The organism is Paenibacillus sp. 11B, from assembly GCF_030487755.1.
Classification (GTDB): Bacteria; Bacillota; Bacilli; order Paenibacillales; family Paenibacillaceae; genus Paenibacillus; species Paenibacillus vandeheii.
In genome coordinates this window covers 515,359-531,225 of record NZ_JAUKNS010000002.1, presented here as the reverse complement: position 1 = coordinate 531,225, position 15,867 = coordinate 515,359, and the positions used below count along the sequence as shown (strand labels likewise).

Annotated in this window: 13 protein-coding genes and 1 other annotated feature; of the genes, 12 read left to right on the top strand and 1 reads right to left on the bottom strand. The window is 44.9% G+C overall.

Going from position 1 to position 15,867, the window contains the following annotated elements; genetic code table 11:
* The first annotated feature begins 1 nt into the window (after position 1).
* The 4 genes from galU to Q0V21_RS10780 all read left to right on the top strand — a co-directional run bounded on the left by galU (position 2) and on the right by Q0V21_RS10780 (position 4,118).
* Entirely contained in the window at positions 2-874 is an 873-nt protein-coding gene (galU, locus tag Q0V21_RS10795; RefSeq protein WP_301878860.1) for a UTP--glucose-1-phosphate uridylyltransferase GalU, read from the top strand.
* 116 nt (positions 875-990) lie between these two features.
* Entirely contained in the window at positions 991-1,836 is an 846-nt protein-coding gene (locus Q0V21_RS10790) for a class I SAM-dependent methyltransferase (RefSeq protein ID WP_301878858.1), read from the top strand.
* A 191-nt stretch (positions 1,837-2,027) separates the two neighbouring features.
* Positions 2,028-2,305, top strand: a binding site (T-box leader).
* A 117-nt stretch (positions 2,306-2,422) separates the two neighbouring features.
* A complete protein-coding gene (asd, locus tag Q0V21_RS10785) occupies positions 2,423-3,508 on the top strand; it encodes an aspartate-semialdehyde dehydrogenase (protein WP_024628752.1) in 1,086 nt (361 codons plus the stop codon).
* A 349-nt stretch (positions 3,509-3,857) separates the two neighbouring features.
* The gene (locus Q0V21_RS10780; RefSeq protein WP_301878857.1) at positions 3,858-4,118 is read left to right on the top strand and encodes a hypothetical protein; all 261 of its coding nucleotides are present in this window, start codon (positions 3,858-3,860) and stop codon (positions 4,116-4,118) included.
* Positions 4,119-4,210: 92 nt separating this feature from the next.
* On the opposite strand, the gene Q0V21_RS10775 is transcribed toward Q0V21_RS10780, so the two are convergent.
* Complete coding sequence (locus tag Q0V21_RS10775) at positions 4,211-5,179, bottom strand: bile acid:sodium symporter family protein (RefSeq protein ID WP_024628754.1); 969 nt, start codon at positions 5,177-5,179, stop codon at positions 4,211-4,213.
* 141 nt (positions 5,180-5,320) lie between these two features.
* Here Q0V21_RS10775 and Q0V21_RS10770 point away from each other — a divergent pair, with 141 nt between their 5' ends.
* The 8 genes from Q0V21_RS10770 (at position 5,321) to Q0V21_RS10735 (ending at position 15,866) form a co-directional block, all read left to right on the top strand.
* A complete protein-coding gene (locus tag Q0V21_RS10770) occupies positions 5,321-5,791 on the top strand; it encodes a DUF6376 family protein (RefSeq protein ID WP_301878856.1) in 471 nt (156 codons plus the stop codon).
* A 354-nt stretch (positions 5,792-6,145) separates the two neighbouring features.
* Positions 6,146-6,901, top strand: a complete 756-nt coding sequence (locus Q0V21_RS10765) for an SDR family NAD(P)-dependent oxidoreductase (RefSeq protein ID WP_301248089.1) — start codon at positions 6,146-6,148, stop codon at positions 6,899-6,901.
* Between the two features lie 468 nt (positions 6,902-7,369).
* Entirely contained in the window at positions 7,370-8,167 is a 798-nt protein-coding gene (locus Q0V21_RS10760) for a sulfite exporter TauE/SafE family protein (protein ID WP_301878853.1), read from the top strand.
* A 188-nt stretch (positions 8,168-8,355) separates the two neighbouring features.
* Positions 8,356-10,740, top strand: a complete 2,385-nt coding sequence (locus tag Q0V21_RS10755; protein ID WP_301878851.1) for a polyprenyl synthetase family protein — start codon at positions 8,356-8,358, stop codon at positions 10,738-10,740.
* Positions 10,741-10,934: 194 nt separating this feature from the next.
* Positions 10,935-13,571: a PAS domain S-box protein gene (locus Q0V21_RS10750; protein ID WP_301878849.1), complete on the top strand. Its 2,637-nt coding sequence runs from the start codon at positions 10,935-10,937 to the stop codon at positions 13,569-13,571.
* A gap of 229 nt (positions 13,572-13,800) precedes the next feature.
* Complete coding sequence (locus Q0V21_RS10745; RefSeq protein WP_024628760.1) at positions 13,801-14,358, top strand: MarR family winged helix-turn-helix transcriptional regulator; 558 nt, start codon at positions 13,801-13,803, stop codon at positions 14,356-14,358.
* Between the two features lie 121 nt (positions 14,359-14,479).
* Positions 14,480-14,959, top strand: coding sequence for a hypothetical protein (locus Q0V21_RS10740; protein ID WP_301878846.1), 480 nt, complete (start codon positions 14,480-14,482; stop codon positions 14,957-14,959).
* Positions 14,960-14,990: 31 nt separating this feature from the next.
* The gene (locus Q0V21_RS10735) at positions 14,991-15,866 is read left to right on the top strand and encodes an SDR family oxidoreductase (protein WP_301878845.1); all 876 of its coding nucleotides are present in this window, start codon (positions 14,991-14,993) and stop codon (positions 15,864-15,866) included.
* Position 15,867: the final 1 nt, after the last annotated feature.

Here is a 15,867-nt window from a genome sequence, read left to right as displayed (position 1 = left end):
TATGAGAATTAAAAAAGCAGTCATTCCGGCAGCGGGGCTTGGTACCCGATTCTTGCCGGCAACCAAGGCACAACCCAAAGAAATGCTGCCCATTGTGGACAAACCGGCCATTCAATATATTGTGGAAGAAGCGGTACAATCGGGCATTGAAAATATTATCATCGTAACCGGACGTAATAAGAAATCGATCGAGGATCATTTTGACAAATCAGTTGAGTTGGAACACTCCCTGTATGCCAAAGGCAAGCAAGCACTGCTGGAAGAAGTTCAAGCGATCAGCGAAATGGCCAGCATTCATTTTATCCGTCAAAAAGAGCCGCTTGGACTGGGTCATGCGATTGGATGTGCACGTCAGTTTGTAGGAGACGATCCGTTCGCTGTACTGCTTGGAGATGATATTATGGTATCTGATCCACCGGCGCTCGCACAGATGATTCATTTATATGAAAAGACAGGCAGTCAGATTGTTGGCGTGCGGCAAGTGCAGGCTGCTGATGTGAGTAAATATGGGATTATTGATTCACAGGGGGCAGAGGATCGGGTTCACCGGATCACCAATCTGGTAGAAAAACCTTCCATTGCAGAAGCGCCTTCCCGAACAGCCGTAATGGGGCGTTACATTCTGAAACCTTCCATCTTTCCCATTCTGGCTCGAATCGAGAGAGGGGCTGGAGGGGAATATCAGCTAACGGATGCCTTGAAAGAAGTGAGCCAGGTGGAAGAGCTACTGGCGCTTGAGCTGGAGGGGCGCCGCTACGATATTGGTGATCAGTTCGGATATATTCAGGCCATTTTGGAGATCGGACTGATGCGTAAGGAATTGCAGCCCATGCTGACTCCATATCTTCAGCAGCTTGCAACACAGTGGGGATAAGACGTGACCGTTGTTAAAGATTAAGGCAAGATTAACAATTTCCAGTATTGTACAATGGTTCCTGTAACGCTACAATGAGCAGGAAGTTCAAGCTGCTCTTTAAGGAGTGTGGAATCATGAGTGAGACGATCATCAGGGATCTGATTAAGTATATGGATGTGGAGGACAACGCTGCTATTCAATACATTCAGACTGAGCACCGGATGCAACTGGGACTCTTTTGGGGAATCCAGGAAGGCTGCCGCGTTCTGGAAATCGGTTGTGGTCAGGGAGATACAACGGCCGTGCTAGCGCATCTGGTGGGGGAGCACGGATACGTTCATGGGGTAGACATTGCACCAGAGAGTTATGGTGCACCGCTAACTGTGGGTGAAGCGGCAGCCAATCTGCGGAAATCTCCGCTAGGCAACCGAATTCGAATGGATTATGATTTTGACATTCTAAGTGAACAGGCTCAATTTGCCGAGAATGAGTTTGATGTAATTGTACTTTCTCATTGTTCGTGGTACTTGAAATCTTATGACGAGCTCGCCCAGATTCTTAGCAAGGTAAGGTCGTGGGGACATCAGTTATGTTTCGCAGAATGGGATGCACGCGTTACAGATGTGAGCCAGCTCTCGCACTGGTTATCCGTTCTGATTCAGTCCCAGGTCGAATGCTACAAGGAGAACAGCTTCTCCAATGTGCGCACGCTGTTTACACCGGAGGATATCCGAGAGCTTGTCTCTTCGGCAGGCTGGACGATTAAGGAAGAGGTTTCGATCCATTCTCCCGAACTGCAGGACGGTCAATGGGAAACCGAAATGACATTGGCAGAAGCGCCTATAGAGCTGAAAATGCTTCCGATCCCTGATAAGGTAAGAACACTCCTGCTTTCCGAATTGAAATTACTTAGGTCACATCATGCTGCGGGGCCTGGAAGTCCATTGGGAACGTATGCGATTGTCGCCAAAAAGCAGTAAAGAAATGCCCAATTGCAGCAATTTATAAAAAAACGTCTATCGACGTACTTTCACAGAAGACAGACCGTGTTTAGCTGAAGTTTTTCTTGCGATAATTGAATTGTTCAGCTCCACTGAAAACGTATAAATTCCATTATCCAAAAAAAATGTGTTTACTTCACGATGGTAACTTTGATATTATAATCGCAATATCAAATGCGATGAAGAGATGAGTAGATAAAAAGCATTCTTTCACAGAGAGCTCCGGCAGCTGAAAAGGAGTAAAGAATTTTTTGTTGAATAAAGACTCAGAGCAGCACATCGGAACTTTAAGAATTGAGGGATGGTGTGACAGGAGCTCCTGTTACAGAGCAAGAGTATAAACGGATGCGCATGAATGAATGCAGTAATCCTTAACTCGAAGAGGCTGGTATGGCGACATATTGGCGAATCTGGGTGGTACCACGAGTGTAACAATCTCGTCCCTGAGACTTTTGTCTTGGGGATGGGATTTTTTGGTTTTTCCGGGGTGTTGGCTACACGCTTTGGAAATGCCTGAATAGTGTTTACTAAGGAGAAACTAACACCGAAAGGAAATGATGATTTTATGTCAGCAAAATTGAAAGTCGGTATCGTCGGAGGAACGGGGATGGTAGGTCAGCGCTTTGTAGATCTGCTTAATGGACACCCATGGTTTGAAGTAACTGCAATCTCAGCTAGTGCCAACTCGGCAGGCAAAACCTATGAAGAATCCGTACAAGGCAGATGGAAGCTCGCTGTTCCGATTCCGGAAGCAGTGAAAAACATCGTTGTGCAGGATGCTTCCCAAGTGGAAGCTTTTGCGAGCCAGGTTGATTTTATATTCTGTGCTGTAGATATGAAAAAGAACGAAATTCAAGCGCTCGAAGAGGCTTATGCCAAAACGGGAACTCCGGTTGTTTCCAACAACTCGGCTCACCGCTGGACGGCTGATGTGCCAATGGTCATTCCTGAAATTAACCCGGGACATCTGGACGTAATTGAAGCTCAACGTAAACGTCTCGGAACCAAAACCGGATTCATCGCGGTTAAACCGAACTGCTCGATTCAAAGCTATGTGCCTGCACTTCACGCCTTGCGTGAGTTCAATCCAACTCAAGTGGTAGCTTCCACATACCAAGCGATCTCTGGCGCAGGTAAAAACTTTACGGACTGGCCGGAAATGCTGGATAACGTAATTCCATACATCGGTGGCGAGGAAGAGAAGAGTGAACAGGAGCCGCTGCGTATCTGGGGAAGCATTCAAAATAATGAGATTGTAAAAGCGTCCTCACCATTAATTACAACACAATGTATTCGTGTTCCGGTAACCGATGGTCACCTGGCGACCGTATTTGTATCCTTTGAGAAAAAACCATCCAAAGAAGAAATTCTGGATCGTTGGCTGCAATTCAAAGGTCGTCCGCAAGAGCTAGGTCTGCCAAGCGCTCCGAAACAGTTCATTACGTATTTTGAAGAAGAGAACAGACCACAAACGAAACTGGACCGTGACATCGAGCGCGGTATGGGCGTATCAACAGGCAGACTGCGCGAAGACTCCCTGTATGATTACAAGTTTGTAGGACTGTCTCATAACACGTTGCGTGGAGCAGCAGGCGGTGCAGTTCTGATCGCTGAATTGCTCAAAGCTGAAGGATATATTCAGCCGAAATAAACTGGAATTGTGGAAATAGGAATAGAAGTAATAAAATATCACTGACAGGCTACCCCTTTTAGTAGACGAGAGTAATGAGACATCTGTGAAGATGAATTTTATTTTTGTTGAACAGAGGGGTATCTTTATGCTTATACAAGCCGCTTTGCTTCGGAATTTGGATAACATCTTGGAGATTCGAGATAAGCTATAAAAAATATATGTCAAAAAACTAATATGGTAAATATTACATTGTAAATTCATGAGATTTCCGGTATTTTTATTAACGGCAAACGTTTCTTCTTAAATTAGAAGTAGATTGTCTTAGCAGGTAGCAATTGAAATGGAGAAGAAAGGAGGAAGAAATACGATGTCAGAAGTTGCTAGTCAAAGAGTACATAAACCAGGACCACAGCCAGTAAGTTTCGGTAGTTGGATGCTCACGTTGTTCCTAATGATGATTCCGCTTGTAAACATTATTATGTTGTTTGTTTGGGCATTTGGAGATTCAAATCCATCGAAAGCCAATTATGCCAAAGCAGCATTGCTGTGGGCAGCAATCGGGATTGTGATATGGATACTTCTCGTTGTTCTGGGTGTTTCAGCAGCGTTTTCCGATTTGAATTATTAGGTTCAAAGAAGAATTAGCAAATAGTGTATAGTCATACCCACAAAAAAAGCGCCGACAATAATGTCGGCGTTTTTTGATTTGCTTATTTTGTACTAGGCTGCAGAGGTCTTATCAGCATTGTGAAGAGTCTGCGAGCGGCGGCCAAGCAGGTATCCTGCAAGCGAGGCCAGCATCTGCTGAAATACCATGCCGAGTACAACCGGGACGGCAACCGGCGGAGGGAAATAGGACACGGCAAGCACCGCTCCCGCACTAATATTGCGCATGCCTCCGTTGAACACAAGCGCGACCTGATCGGCTTCATTCCAACCGAGCAATCGGGCAATGAAGTAACTCAGTGCATAGCCAAACGACGCGAGAAAAATAATGATGGCTGCGAGTCCCGCCAATCGCCAATTAAAGTCAGCCAAATAGGGAGCAACAACAGAGCCATTGATCGCGACAACTGCTGCCATGAACAATTTGGAGAACGGATTCAGCCTTGGTCCCCAGACCGGGACAATTCCACCCTTGGTCCACTCATTCAGCAGCATACCGAGCAAGGAGGGGACAACGATCATCCAGAACAGACTGCTCATCATCGCTGCCATATCGAGTGTGACACTGGTTCCGATCAGGAGAGACAATATCCCAGGTACAACGAAAGGGGCAAGCATCGTGTCAATCAGGATAATTGAAAGCGTCAGAGCGATATTGCCCCGATAGATACTGACCCAGATAAAGCTGCTCACACCAGTCGGAATAACTGCGGCGAGAACAAGGCCCGTTATCGTGTAGGCATCCGTTGGGAATACCAGGTGACCCATGCCCAGAGCAATCAAAGGCATCGCCAAATGCAAAATAAACAGGCAAACAAACAGTGGAAAAGGCTTCTTCAGCACGTTCACAAAATCCCGTATCCCGAGGCTGATGCTTCCGGCAAACGTCATGAAAGCAAAAAGCCATGGTGACAAAAAGGTATAAGAAGAAAGAAGACTCCCGCAAAGAACGCCAATAATAATGCTGATTGGGGTAATCAGTGGCATGATGCGGTTCAAGCGTACATTTAAGGCCTGAAGCATATTCATGACATCCCTTTACCGTGTGATTCCTTTATTATACATGTTAATAAAGCTGAATGCAGACCCATTTGCAATGAAGTACACCGAACAGTTATGATGGATTTTGGAGGAGTACTCCAATTTTGAGTAGGGGGGATGATTGTGATTAAATGGAAAAGAAAGCAAGCTTGGATCATGACAGGCCTCATTGCGTCAAGTATTCTAGTGATCTCGGCCTGTTCCGTTGTGGAACAAGCGAATCAGAGTTTGAATTACGTTAGTGGGGCTACTGATTATATAGAGCAAGTATCAAGCGCTGGTACAGAATTGCAGCAACTCGCTTCAGGGGCAGTGAACAATCCGGAAGTGACCACTCAGGTTCAGGAGAAAATCGATCAGATTCAGGCGGAAGCAAGTGAATTCTCTCAGCTCACAGCACCAGCCATAGGTGAAAGCATTCATGAGAATCTGGTTAGTTATAATAATCAATTAACCGAAGTTGTGGGTCAATTCGAGAATACGATTGCACAGCACGGTTTTACAGCCGAAAACTGGGAGAAGACAGGAATTCCTGAACTGATCTCCAATATCAATGATTTTAAAGATCCGTTAAGCGGGCTTGGAAATAATTGAAGAATTGAACCAGCAGTTACAGGTGTAGTTATATTCATTTGTAAGCGATAGCTGGATTATCCTAATAAATTACATGATCTTAATAAATAAGGACGTTATACCGAAGTGTTTTTACCTCTCGGGAATATCGTCCTTTTTCGTTTTTTTTATAAATAAGGTGAAAAGTAGCAAGACTAGGTAATGCATTTACAGGATGGATATGAATTTTTTGCACATAATGATGTGAAGTCGCTCCCTTGTTTGACAACGGTGTGACATCGGCGTATGATGAATTTATATGAATAAAATATAGTTACTTACTTTAGTTCTGTTAACTGCACCAAAATAATGTTCTTATCAAAGGAGACCTGCGTTATGTCTGAACAAGATGGAAAGGTAATCATTATTACGGGCGGAGCGAGTGGGATTGGTAAAGAAACAGCTCTTCAACTTTCGGCACAAGGCGCGACGATTGTTGTGGCGGATTATAATGAAGAGGGTGCGAAGAAGCTTGCTGCCGAGATTGAAGCAGCTGGTGGCACAGCCGGTGCATACAAAGTGGACGTGTCCAAAGGGGACGAGATCAAGGCCCTGATCGACTGGACGGTAGAGAAATACGGAACATTGAACGGCATTTTCAACAATGCAGGCATTGGACTTGTGAAGCCATTTCTGGAGATGGACCCGGAATCCTATCACAGAGTAATTGATGTTGACCAACACAGTGTGTATTACGGCATGTATTATGGTGCGAAGAAAATGGTTGAACTGAATGTACAAGGGACCATTGTAAATACAGCATCGATCTATGGCAGCATTGCTGCTGTGGGAAGCTTTAACTACAATGCAGCCAAGGCAGCTGTCGTGATGATGTCCAAATCCGGTGCCCTGGAACTGGCCGAGCATGGCATTCGTGTGGTCGGTGTTGCACCAGGGTTCATTGAGACCCCAATTTTGGGAGATGACAGAGCGATGAAGGATGCGCTTGCCACCCAACATATGCGCGGAGAGCTTATTCAACCTGAGAAAGTTGCAAGTGTTGTTGCCTTCCTGTTCAGTGACGCTGCCAGTGCAGTGAATGGTACAACGATTGCGGTAGATGATGGGTTCCTCAGTTTCAAAACAAAATAAGATGTGCGGTATAAAGGCAGTCCGTATCCGAAAAATATAAGAAAAAACGGTGCAGCAACGAATAAATCGTTCTGCACCGTTTTTTATATCCCATATATGACGAATGTATATTATGAAAATAATTCTATATAGTCATCCCGGTAGTTCAGAGATCATGATACAATAAGCAGGCGTGTGCTTTTATCATTTTGTGGTGTCATAGACAATACGCACACCGAGAGAGCCATAGCTCTCTTCTTTGTAGTGACATTGGGAGCATATTTTTGTAGCGCATAACGCATCACTGTGAACTTGTAATTTTTCGTTGCATAGCGGGCATTTATTTTCAAAAAGAGTCTTCAACACGTTAAACATGCTTAATCACTCATTTCGGATTAATTTACTTGGTTTTTATTATAGCCGAATATTTTATCCGCGTATACTGTTTTTTTGCATCATTTTTTCACCGCAAGAAAGGAAGAAAAACCGATGGATACTCTGCTTTTTGTCATCATGTTTATACTGGGTCTGGTCGGTTCCTTCTTCTCCGGTTTGTTGGGTATTGGTGGAGCCATAATTAATTACCCGTTGTTATTGTACGTACCTTCTCTTGTGGGGCTGGAGCCGTTCTCGGCACACGAGGTATCCTCAATCAGCATGTTTCAGGTGTTTTTTGCCTCACTTGCTGGTGTGATCGCCTACATCAGGAGAACAGGGAGTGGGAAAAAGAGCGACGCTCTCATTCATAAAGGTCTGGTGGCTTATATGGGCTCCAGTATTCTTGTCGGGAGTCTGATCGGCGGATTCATATCCGGTCATCTGAATGGAGAAGTTATTAATCTGATCTACGGCATTCTGGCCATTATTGCCATTGTGCTCATGCTGATTCCTGGTAAGGGAACAGAGGACTCGGGTGGATCATTAGTGTTTAACACGTATGTTGCGGCAGGATCGGCTCTTGCTGTTGGGATCGTCTCAGGAATTGTCGGTGCAGGCGGAGCTTTTATATTAATTCCCATTATGCTTACTGTACTTAAGATCCCTACCCGGACGACCATAGCTTCTTCGTTGGCCATCGTGTTCATCTCTGCGATCGGTGGAGTGCTGGGAAAAGTTTTGGGTGGAGACATCCCGCTGGAGCCCATCATTTATACGGTAATCGGGAGTCTGCTTGGGGCTTCACTCGGTTCCAAAGTCAGTTCGATGATTGATGTGAGACTGCTTCGGTATGGACTGATGATTCTTATCGCCATTACAGCAGTGAAGGTGTGGTCTTCCATTTTGTAAAACGACATAGGATTAAGCGTCCATGACGATTTCGTAACCAAACGGATGGAATGCCGTATAAAGGTTATGAACATGAGCTGGCGAATTTGTTGCAGCATGAATTCACATCAGTTTTCGTCCATGGAGCACCCTCAAACTCCTTTCATGGATACATGTTTAACATTATTAGAAGTTGAGGTATCCATCCTATGAATAACGTACTTACAGAACAGGCTGATGCAGGATATCGGCTGGCCGAACAGAAGGCAGCTCAGTATTTTAATTCTCTTCATGAACAACTTTTGAATAACACCTGTACTACTGCGCTTACGCAAGATATTTACGTGTGGCAAAAAAAGCATGTTCAACCATTTTCCTGGTTATCTTTTTTATTACCGAGTCAAAAGAAGCCGGATTCCCAGGATGCTCATAGATATATCCATTGGCTGAATGTTACAGGCAAACTGGATGATTACCTGGATCGCAGTATTTCTTACATTTATATGCGAGATCTGGGCAAAGCACTGGATTCCCCCGATACCCAAGAGCGTATTAAGCGCGTGGCTCAGGATACCAAAGCATACTTTATGCGTTCAAATACAATTCATCGCAAGGAAAGCCCGGATTATATCAGTCTGGCCGCCTTGTATCGCTGGGCTCAGAAGGAGAACGTGGAAACAGCCGTCATCTGGGTAATCAGCAAATTAAAGCATGTCGCTTCCAATATTCCCAAAGAACTGGACGCTGAACAGGCACAGCGCAAGCTGCTTAAGATTATCCTGGGCGTGGTTCTGCATGTGAACGATGATATGCATGATGAGACTCCCCGGGCAGAACGTTCCCAGAGGCTGGACGCTGCAATTCGGCTTGGTTATTCTTACGGACTGACCTATCCGTTTATTGATGACCTGCTAGATTCGCAGGCGTTAACTGAACAAGAGAAGGAGCAGTATTCTCTCTTGATTCGAAATGCGCTTCTCACCGGGATCGTGCCGGATATTGGCGAATGGAAGGGAGCCAACCTCAAAGTCATTCAATATGTTCATGCCGAGCTGAGGGAGGCGTTCGAGTATATTAAAAACTACCAGCGCGCTGAAACACAGCATACGTTCTTCGAGCAATCCTATGTATTCTTTCAGTCCCAGGAAGTAGACCGGGCCAAAAAACTGTCGAACGCAAATTATTCCAATGAAGAACTTTATATCCCGATTATTATTAAATCCTCATCCTCCAGACTTATTGTTCGCTCCGTGCTCAGTGCATCGGCTGATGAAGGTTTTGATTTGCGGACGTTCTACTATGGCATATATAATCAGCTTGCAGACGATTTTGCTGATATGTTTGCTGATATGGAGGAGGGGGCAGTAACCCCATATACCTACTATCTGAAGTACCGTGATATGCGACCCGATCTGATTAATCCATACGAACTTTACTGGGCGGTTATCTCTTATCTGATTCATGAGGTGTACCATTCGGATGCGAAGACACGTGAGGTCATACTGGATCGTGCGATTAATGGTCTTAAGCGTTGTAAAGAACGGTTGGGTCAAGATCAATATAACGAAGTGATGAAGATCTTTGCCTCAGGACAACCGGAATTTAATCACCTAATTCAGCAAATGGTGCGAAAAGCCGATGACGTGGATTTCCTGGATAAATTGCTGCGGGATCAGGTCATCATGCAATTGCAGAATGACAAGCAGGAAAAACAGGATTTTCTGGATACGATTCGCACAGTTCGTGAACAGATCAATATTGAATTGCAGATTTCCAAGCCGAGCGGACTTCCAGAGATGAAAGAGACACTGATTGATGCAGCAAATTACAGTCTGCAGGGGGATGGGAAGCGGCTAAGGCCGATCCTGACCTGGGTGATGGGAGTGCGTGAATATGGACTACATGAAGCGTCTATCCTCCCTCTTCTTAGATCACTGGAATACATGCATACCGCTTCACTGATCTTTGATGATCTGCCGACACAGGATAATGCTTCAACGCGGCGAGGCCGCTCTACTTTACATCAGGTGCACAACAGCGCAACAGCCGAATTGACAGGGTTGTTTCTCATTCAAAAAGCCATTGGCGAGCAATCCTCCCTCAAACAGTTTGACGCCGCTACCGTGCTTACCCTGATTCAATATTCGGCTCAAAAAGCAGAAGATATGTGTATGGGACAGGCGATGGATCTGAACGCCAAAGGAAAAGCGCTGACACTGGAACAATTGAACATGATCTGTTTCTACAAAACAGGCATTGCTTTCGAGGCTGCACTTGTGATGCCAGCCATTCTGGCTCAGGTAAAGGAAGTGGAGCTTGCATCCTTGAAGAAGTTTGCCTATCATGCGGGTATCGCCTTTCAAATTAAGGATGACCTGTTGGATTTGGAAGGAGATCACCGGGTACTCGGTAAGCCGGCAGGTCAGGATGTGCGCAACAACAGCTCCACCTTTGTATCTATTTTGGGTGAAGATGGCGCGAAGAAAGAGATGTGGGAGCACTACTGTCTGGCAACCGATGCACTGAACGAAATGCCAAAACCGATTTCTTTTCTGAGGCATCTGTTGGATTACATTATTGGCCGGGAGCGGTGAGATCTTTCCTGATCCATCCTGCACTCAGCATGGATTATATAAGTTAAAACAAAGATGCCTGGATTCCTTACGGATTGAATCCAGGTCTTGTTTTGCGTTCCCGACACAAACAATTAGAAAATGAGATGTTTCAACAATGAAAAAACCGGGTACTAAGCAAATATTGCGTATATACAACAAAAGGAGAGCTTAAGATGCAGGTTCAAAAGGTCGATCATCACGAATTGTTTGAGCAGATTTATAATCAAGCACCTATTGGGATTGCACTTGTTGCTCCAACAGGACAGTGGATGAAAGTGAATCCTGCTTTATGCAGAATGCTGGGTTATACTGCTCAAGAGTTAATCCTACTTGATTACCAGGAGATCACCCATCCCGATGATGTTGCACAGGATCTGATATACGTGCGTGAACTCTGTAAAGGTGAATTGAAAGAGTACAGATACGAAAAGCGTTATATTCAGAAAAATGGAGAAATTATATGGATATCATTGCATATATCTTTGGCTCGGAACGAGGTTAGCGGTGAACCGCTGTATTTTATTTGCCACGTTGTAGATATTACGGATCATAAAACAACCGAACAAAAGCTGCTTCAAACGGAAGAAATGTTCAAACTTATTTCCGATAATGCACAGGAAATCATCTATATCGCCACCTTTGATGGTGTTTGTCGCTATTGTTCTCCTTCCATTTATAATTTGCTTGGGTATTCGCCAGAAGAAGTGATTGGCAATAACAATACAGCAGTTTTCCATCCTCAGGATCTAGGAGGTACCTCGCAGATCGATTTGAGCACAGGTCATATGTTGAATTTGCAGGCTCGCCATAAAGATGGGCATTGTGTTTGGTTTGAAACCACATATAAGATAATTGGGGACCCTGGGCAGGAGCAACAAATTCTTGCCATTGGTCGGGATATATCGGAGAGAAAGAAACATGAGGAAATTAGCGCAGAAGCAGAACGGATCGCCATGATCGGCAGTTGGGAGTGGAACATGATTAATGACCTTGTTTCCATGTCCAACCAGATATTTGAGATTTTTGAAATAGATCATAAGAAACGGTATAAAGCCAGCGATATCTTTGCACTCATGGAGCCGACAGAGGAGCAGCGGTTGAAGGCATGTATCGAATCGGTGAAAACGGGCAAACCGCTTGATTTTGAATATCGGCATCTGGGTTCAGATGGTAAAGAAAAGTATCTTCATCTGCGAGGGTTAATTACCTTTGATGAGAATCAACAACCAGTACAGTTGAACGGTACTTTGCAGGATATTACGGAGCGTAAGCTTGTCGAATTCAAACTACAGGAATCGGTGGAACGTTATACATCACTCAAAAAATATAATCATGATGCCATCATTTCTTTTGACATGAACGGCAATATCATAAATGCCAACCCGGTAGCTATGAAGATGACTGGATGCCCGGTTGTGGAAATGATCGGAACAAGCATATGCAGGTTTATCGGAATGTATCATCTCGGACTTATTCTCAATAGCCAGTATGAGATGGCTGAGAAAGAAATCAATGCCATTCAGCACTTAGATGGTTCTGAGACAGAAGTATTAGCAACGCTTGCGCCCATCATTATTAATGAAAAAAACGTGGGCTTCTATCTGATTGCGAAGGATATTACGGAACAGAAGAAGCTTCTTGTAGCCAAAGAGACTGCCGAACGAATGAATAAGGCAAAAAGTGAATTTTTGGCAATGATGAGCCATGAGATCCGTACCCCCATGAATGGAGTGATTGGGATGACGGATTTGCTTCTGGATACACCTGGACTTAGCGGAGAGCAAAAGGAATACATCGAAATCATCCAAAAGAGTGGGGATTCACTGCTTGCGATTATCAATGATATTCTCGACTTCTCCAAAATAGAGTCGGGTAAAACCGATCTGGTGGATGAACCCTTCGATCTTAAGGAAATTGTGACGGAGACAGTTAATATCGTAACGCCAATGATTCGGGAGAAGCAGTTGCATCTTCATCTAAGCCTCGATGACGCCATTCCTCTTCCCGTGTATGGGGATGCTTACCGTCTAAAACAAGTCCTAACCAACATCATCGGCAATGCCGTGAAGTTCACCCCGGAAGGCAGTGTTGAAATCGAGGTAAAGGTTATCGGACAAGAATATAATAACGTTCAATTTCAGTTTAAAGTGAAGGATACAGGGATTGGAATTCCAGTCGAGAAAAGAGAGCATTTATTCGAGGCCTTCTACCAATTGGAGAATTTCATGACGCGCAAGCCTCAAGGTACTGGACTTGGACTGGCGATCAGCAAGAAGCTTGTAGAGCTTATGCAGGGAGATATCTGGATTGAAGAGTCCGATGATCCGGGAACTACATTTATTTTTACAGCTTCGTTTAAAGTCAGCAACATGGAGGAGTTCAACAGATATGATCTAGAACAGCAAAAGATTAAAACAGATCAATTGCGAATTCTGATTGCGGAGGACAATGAGGTGAACCAGCTTGTTCTGCGCCGGATGATTGAGAAGAAAGGGCATTTTGTGGATTATGTGGTGAACGGGATAGAGGCAGTGGAGGCGGTCAAACGAAGTGTGTACGATATTATTTTTATGGATGTGCACATGCCTCGACTGAACGGATTTGAAGCGACCAAAGCGATTAAGGAAGCTCTGACACCAGACACATGCCCATATATTGTAGCAGTTACTGCGAACGCGGTTAGAGGAGATATGGACAAGTGTCTGAAGGCTGGAATGGATGCGTATGTGAGCAAACCAATTAAAAGTGAATCCATTATGCAAGTGATGGAGGAGTTTTACAAAACAAAGAAACAAAAGAATCGTTTATGATTTGCAAACGAACATGACCATGGAGAATATATAGTATGTACCATTACAGACATGGCCATGGTTTAAGATTTCCTTAGGTGTATGAACGGATTACCCATTGTTTGGCAAAAGAGCCGTTGATTTATCCTTGTGATAAGTCAACGGCTGTTTAACGTTAGACAGAAATCGGAGTGATAGAAAGTGCTGAATAAAAGTTGACAAATATATAGTTAGGCACCATACTACATCTATGACCAACCATAATAAAGAAACAAATGACATGTATCTCATCCCCTCGTTAGTACAAACGAAGCGACAAGTTGATCGCTATCAATTAGATGTTGATGCACAAGCCGTGCTTGTCGCATCCAGGCTGATGGTAGCGGGAGCCAAGCTTGGGCATGCTGCGGAAATTCACTTCTCCAGATTTGGTTTATCAACAGGTCGTTATCGTCTGTTAGCAGATCTAGAGGATAACGATGGCGAAGAGCTGCCCTCGCAACTCGCGGAAAATCTGGGCGTTACTCGTGCAACCGTAACTGGTCTAATTGAGATTCTTGAACGTGATGGACTGGTCGCTCGTCGGACGAGTTCCGTCGATGGCCGTCAGAAGTCAGTCATCTTGACAGCCAAGGGCGCCAAAAAGCTGACGGATATGGCTTCGGAGCATTTTGCCAGATTGGAAGCGATGGTCGGCTTGCTTACCATTGAGGAACGGAGTGTGTTTCTCGATCTGCTGGGGCGTGTAACCCAAGGCATCTCGGCACTTACAGAGGAGTCAATCGACTTCTCTGAACCCAAATCCTAGGAGCATAGCAAGAAAGGTGAAACGGGCTAGATCAGCTAGCCCATTTTCATCGCCATATAGTTAGGCTCCTAATTATATAGTGAAACACTAGGGTTTAATTTCAAATAAAAGGAGTAGTGATATGTTTAACCAAAAAGACCCCATTCGATCAGAGGAAAGTTATGCTGCTCGATCCGCACAGCCTCGCCAAAAACCGTTTGTGTTATGGCGAGAATTAATCCCAGCTTACTTATCGCCTGCCATTATGGCAAGCATCGGGGGAATCGTTACCGCTGATAAAGTGCTGCAGTTACGAGCCCTAACAACGATAGGAGGGGCGTCCCTGCTGATCGCTCTATGGATTGGACTCTGGCTGCGTAAGCGCGGGAGCCGTACACGCTGGGTGGTGAAAACGCCTCGTGTGATCGTCGTGGGTTGCTTTGCACTTGCAGGGGCAATGCTTGGCCTTATGGCCTCGTGGGGGATTTCCAACGTGCTGTATATCGTAAACCCGAGTCTTTCATGGACTTGGCTGGATCATATCGGGTTCGATTTTCCGCTGTCCGGTGCATTAGCCTGCACGATCATGACCTGGCGTTGGAGAGCTTCCTTTACAAAATAAATGAATTCACTTGAGAAGGAGATATGAAAACATGATTACAATTATTGGAGCAACAGGTATGATTGGAAATGCACTTCTGAGACGTTTGATGGAGGGCGGCGTTCCCGTTCGGGCAATAAGCAGAGAGCCGGATAAGCTTCGTCAACAAATCGTGGACTTGGCATTGTCCGGTGTTGAACTTTGTATTGCCGATGCGAATGATCCTGAATCGATGCGCAGAGCTTTGGCTGGTGCCAGCCAACTATTCCTTGCGTTATCTAACAACCCCAGACAAGTGGAATTAGAGACATCCATTATTCAGATAGCTGCGCAAGAGGGAGTGAAGCATATCGTCAAAATATCCAGTCCAGCTTATGAGGAACGTTCACCTGTAGCAGTAGCAAAATGGCATGCCGATATCGAGCAAGCTCTGGTGACATCAGGAATTACGTATACAATATTGCGACCTTATGCGTTCATGCAAAATTTGCTGCGTCTCGCACCAACCATAACAACCCAGGATATGTTCTTCGGCTGTATTGGAGATTCACCGTGCAACTTCATCGATTGCCGGGATATCGCAGATGTTGCCGCGGAAGTAATGACACAGTTCAAGTCGGTTAACAGCATTTATACGTTGACGGGTTCCGAAACGTTCACCTATTCACAGATTGCAGATAAATTGTCCATCCTGCTCAATCGACCGATCAAATTCTTTAACCTCAAACCTGAGGCGTTGCGAACTGATCTGATGGAACATGGACAGATGCCTTCTTGGCTCGCAGACCACGTTGTGGAAATCCAGACGATGTCTACCATTGTGTCAGAGAAGCCGACGGATACCGTTCGACGCTTGCTCGGTAGAGAGCCTCGCTCGCTCGATGCATTTCTGGAAGAGTATCGGGATGCATTTAAACCGAGGCTATAAC

Excerpts from the sequence above, each read along its gene's own strand:
- galU (WP_301878860.1), top strand. The coding sequence starts at position 2 with ATGAGAATTAAAAAAGCAGTCATTCCGGCAGCGGGGCTTGGTACCCGA.
- Q0V21_RS10790 (WP_301878858.1), top strand. The coding sequence starts at position 991 with ATGAGTGAGACGATCATCAGGGATCTGATTAAGTATATGGATGTGGAG.
- asd (WP_024628752.1), top strand. The coding sequence starts at position 2,423 with ATGTCAGCAAAATTGAAAGTCGGTATCGTCGGAGGAACGGGGATGGTA.
- Q0V21_RS10780 (WP_301878857.1), top strand. The coding sequence starts at position 3,858 with ATGTCAGAAGTTGCTAGTCAAAGAGTACATAAACCAGGACCACAGCCA.
- Q0V21_RS10775 (WP_024628754.1), bottom strand. The coding sequence starts at position 5,179 with ATGCTTCAGGCCTTAAATGTACGCTTGAACCGCATCATGCCACTGATT.
- Q0V21_RS10765 (WP_301248089.1), top strand. The coding sequence starts at position 6,146 with ATGTCTGAACAAGATGGAAAGGTAATCATTATTACGGGCGGAGCGAGT.
- Q0V21_RS10760 (WP_301878853.1), top strand. The coding sequence starts at position 7,370 with ATGGATACTCTGCTTTTTGTCATCATGTTTATACTGGGTCTGGTCGGT.
- Q0V21_RS10755 (WP_301878851.1), top strand. The coding sequence starts at position 8,356 with ATGAATAACGTACTTACAGAACAGGCTGATGCAGGATATCGGCTGGCC.
- Q0V21_RS10750 (WP_301878849.1), top strand. The coding sequence starts at position 10,935 with ATGCAGGTTCAAAAGGTCGATCATCACGAATTGTTTGAGCAGATTTAT.
- Q0V21_RS10745 (WP_024628760.1), top strand. The coding sequence starts at position 13,801 with ATGACCAACCATAATAAAGAAACAAATGACATGTATCTCATCCCCTCG.
- Q0V21_RS10740 (WP_301878846.1), top strand. The coding sequence starts at position 14,480 with ATGTTTAACCAAAAAGACCCCATTCGATCAGAGGAAAGTTATGCTGCT.
- Q0V21_RS10735 (WP_301878845.1), top strand. The coding sequence starts at position 14,991 with ATGATTACAATTATTGGAGCAACAGGTATGATTGGAAATGCACTTCTG.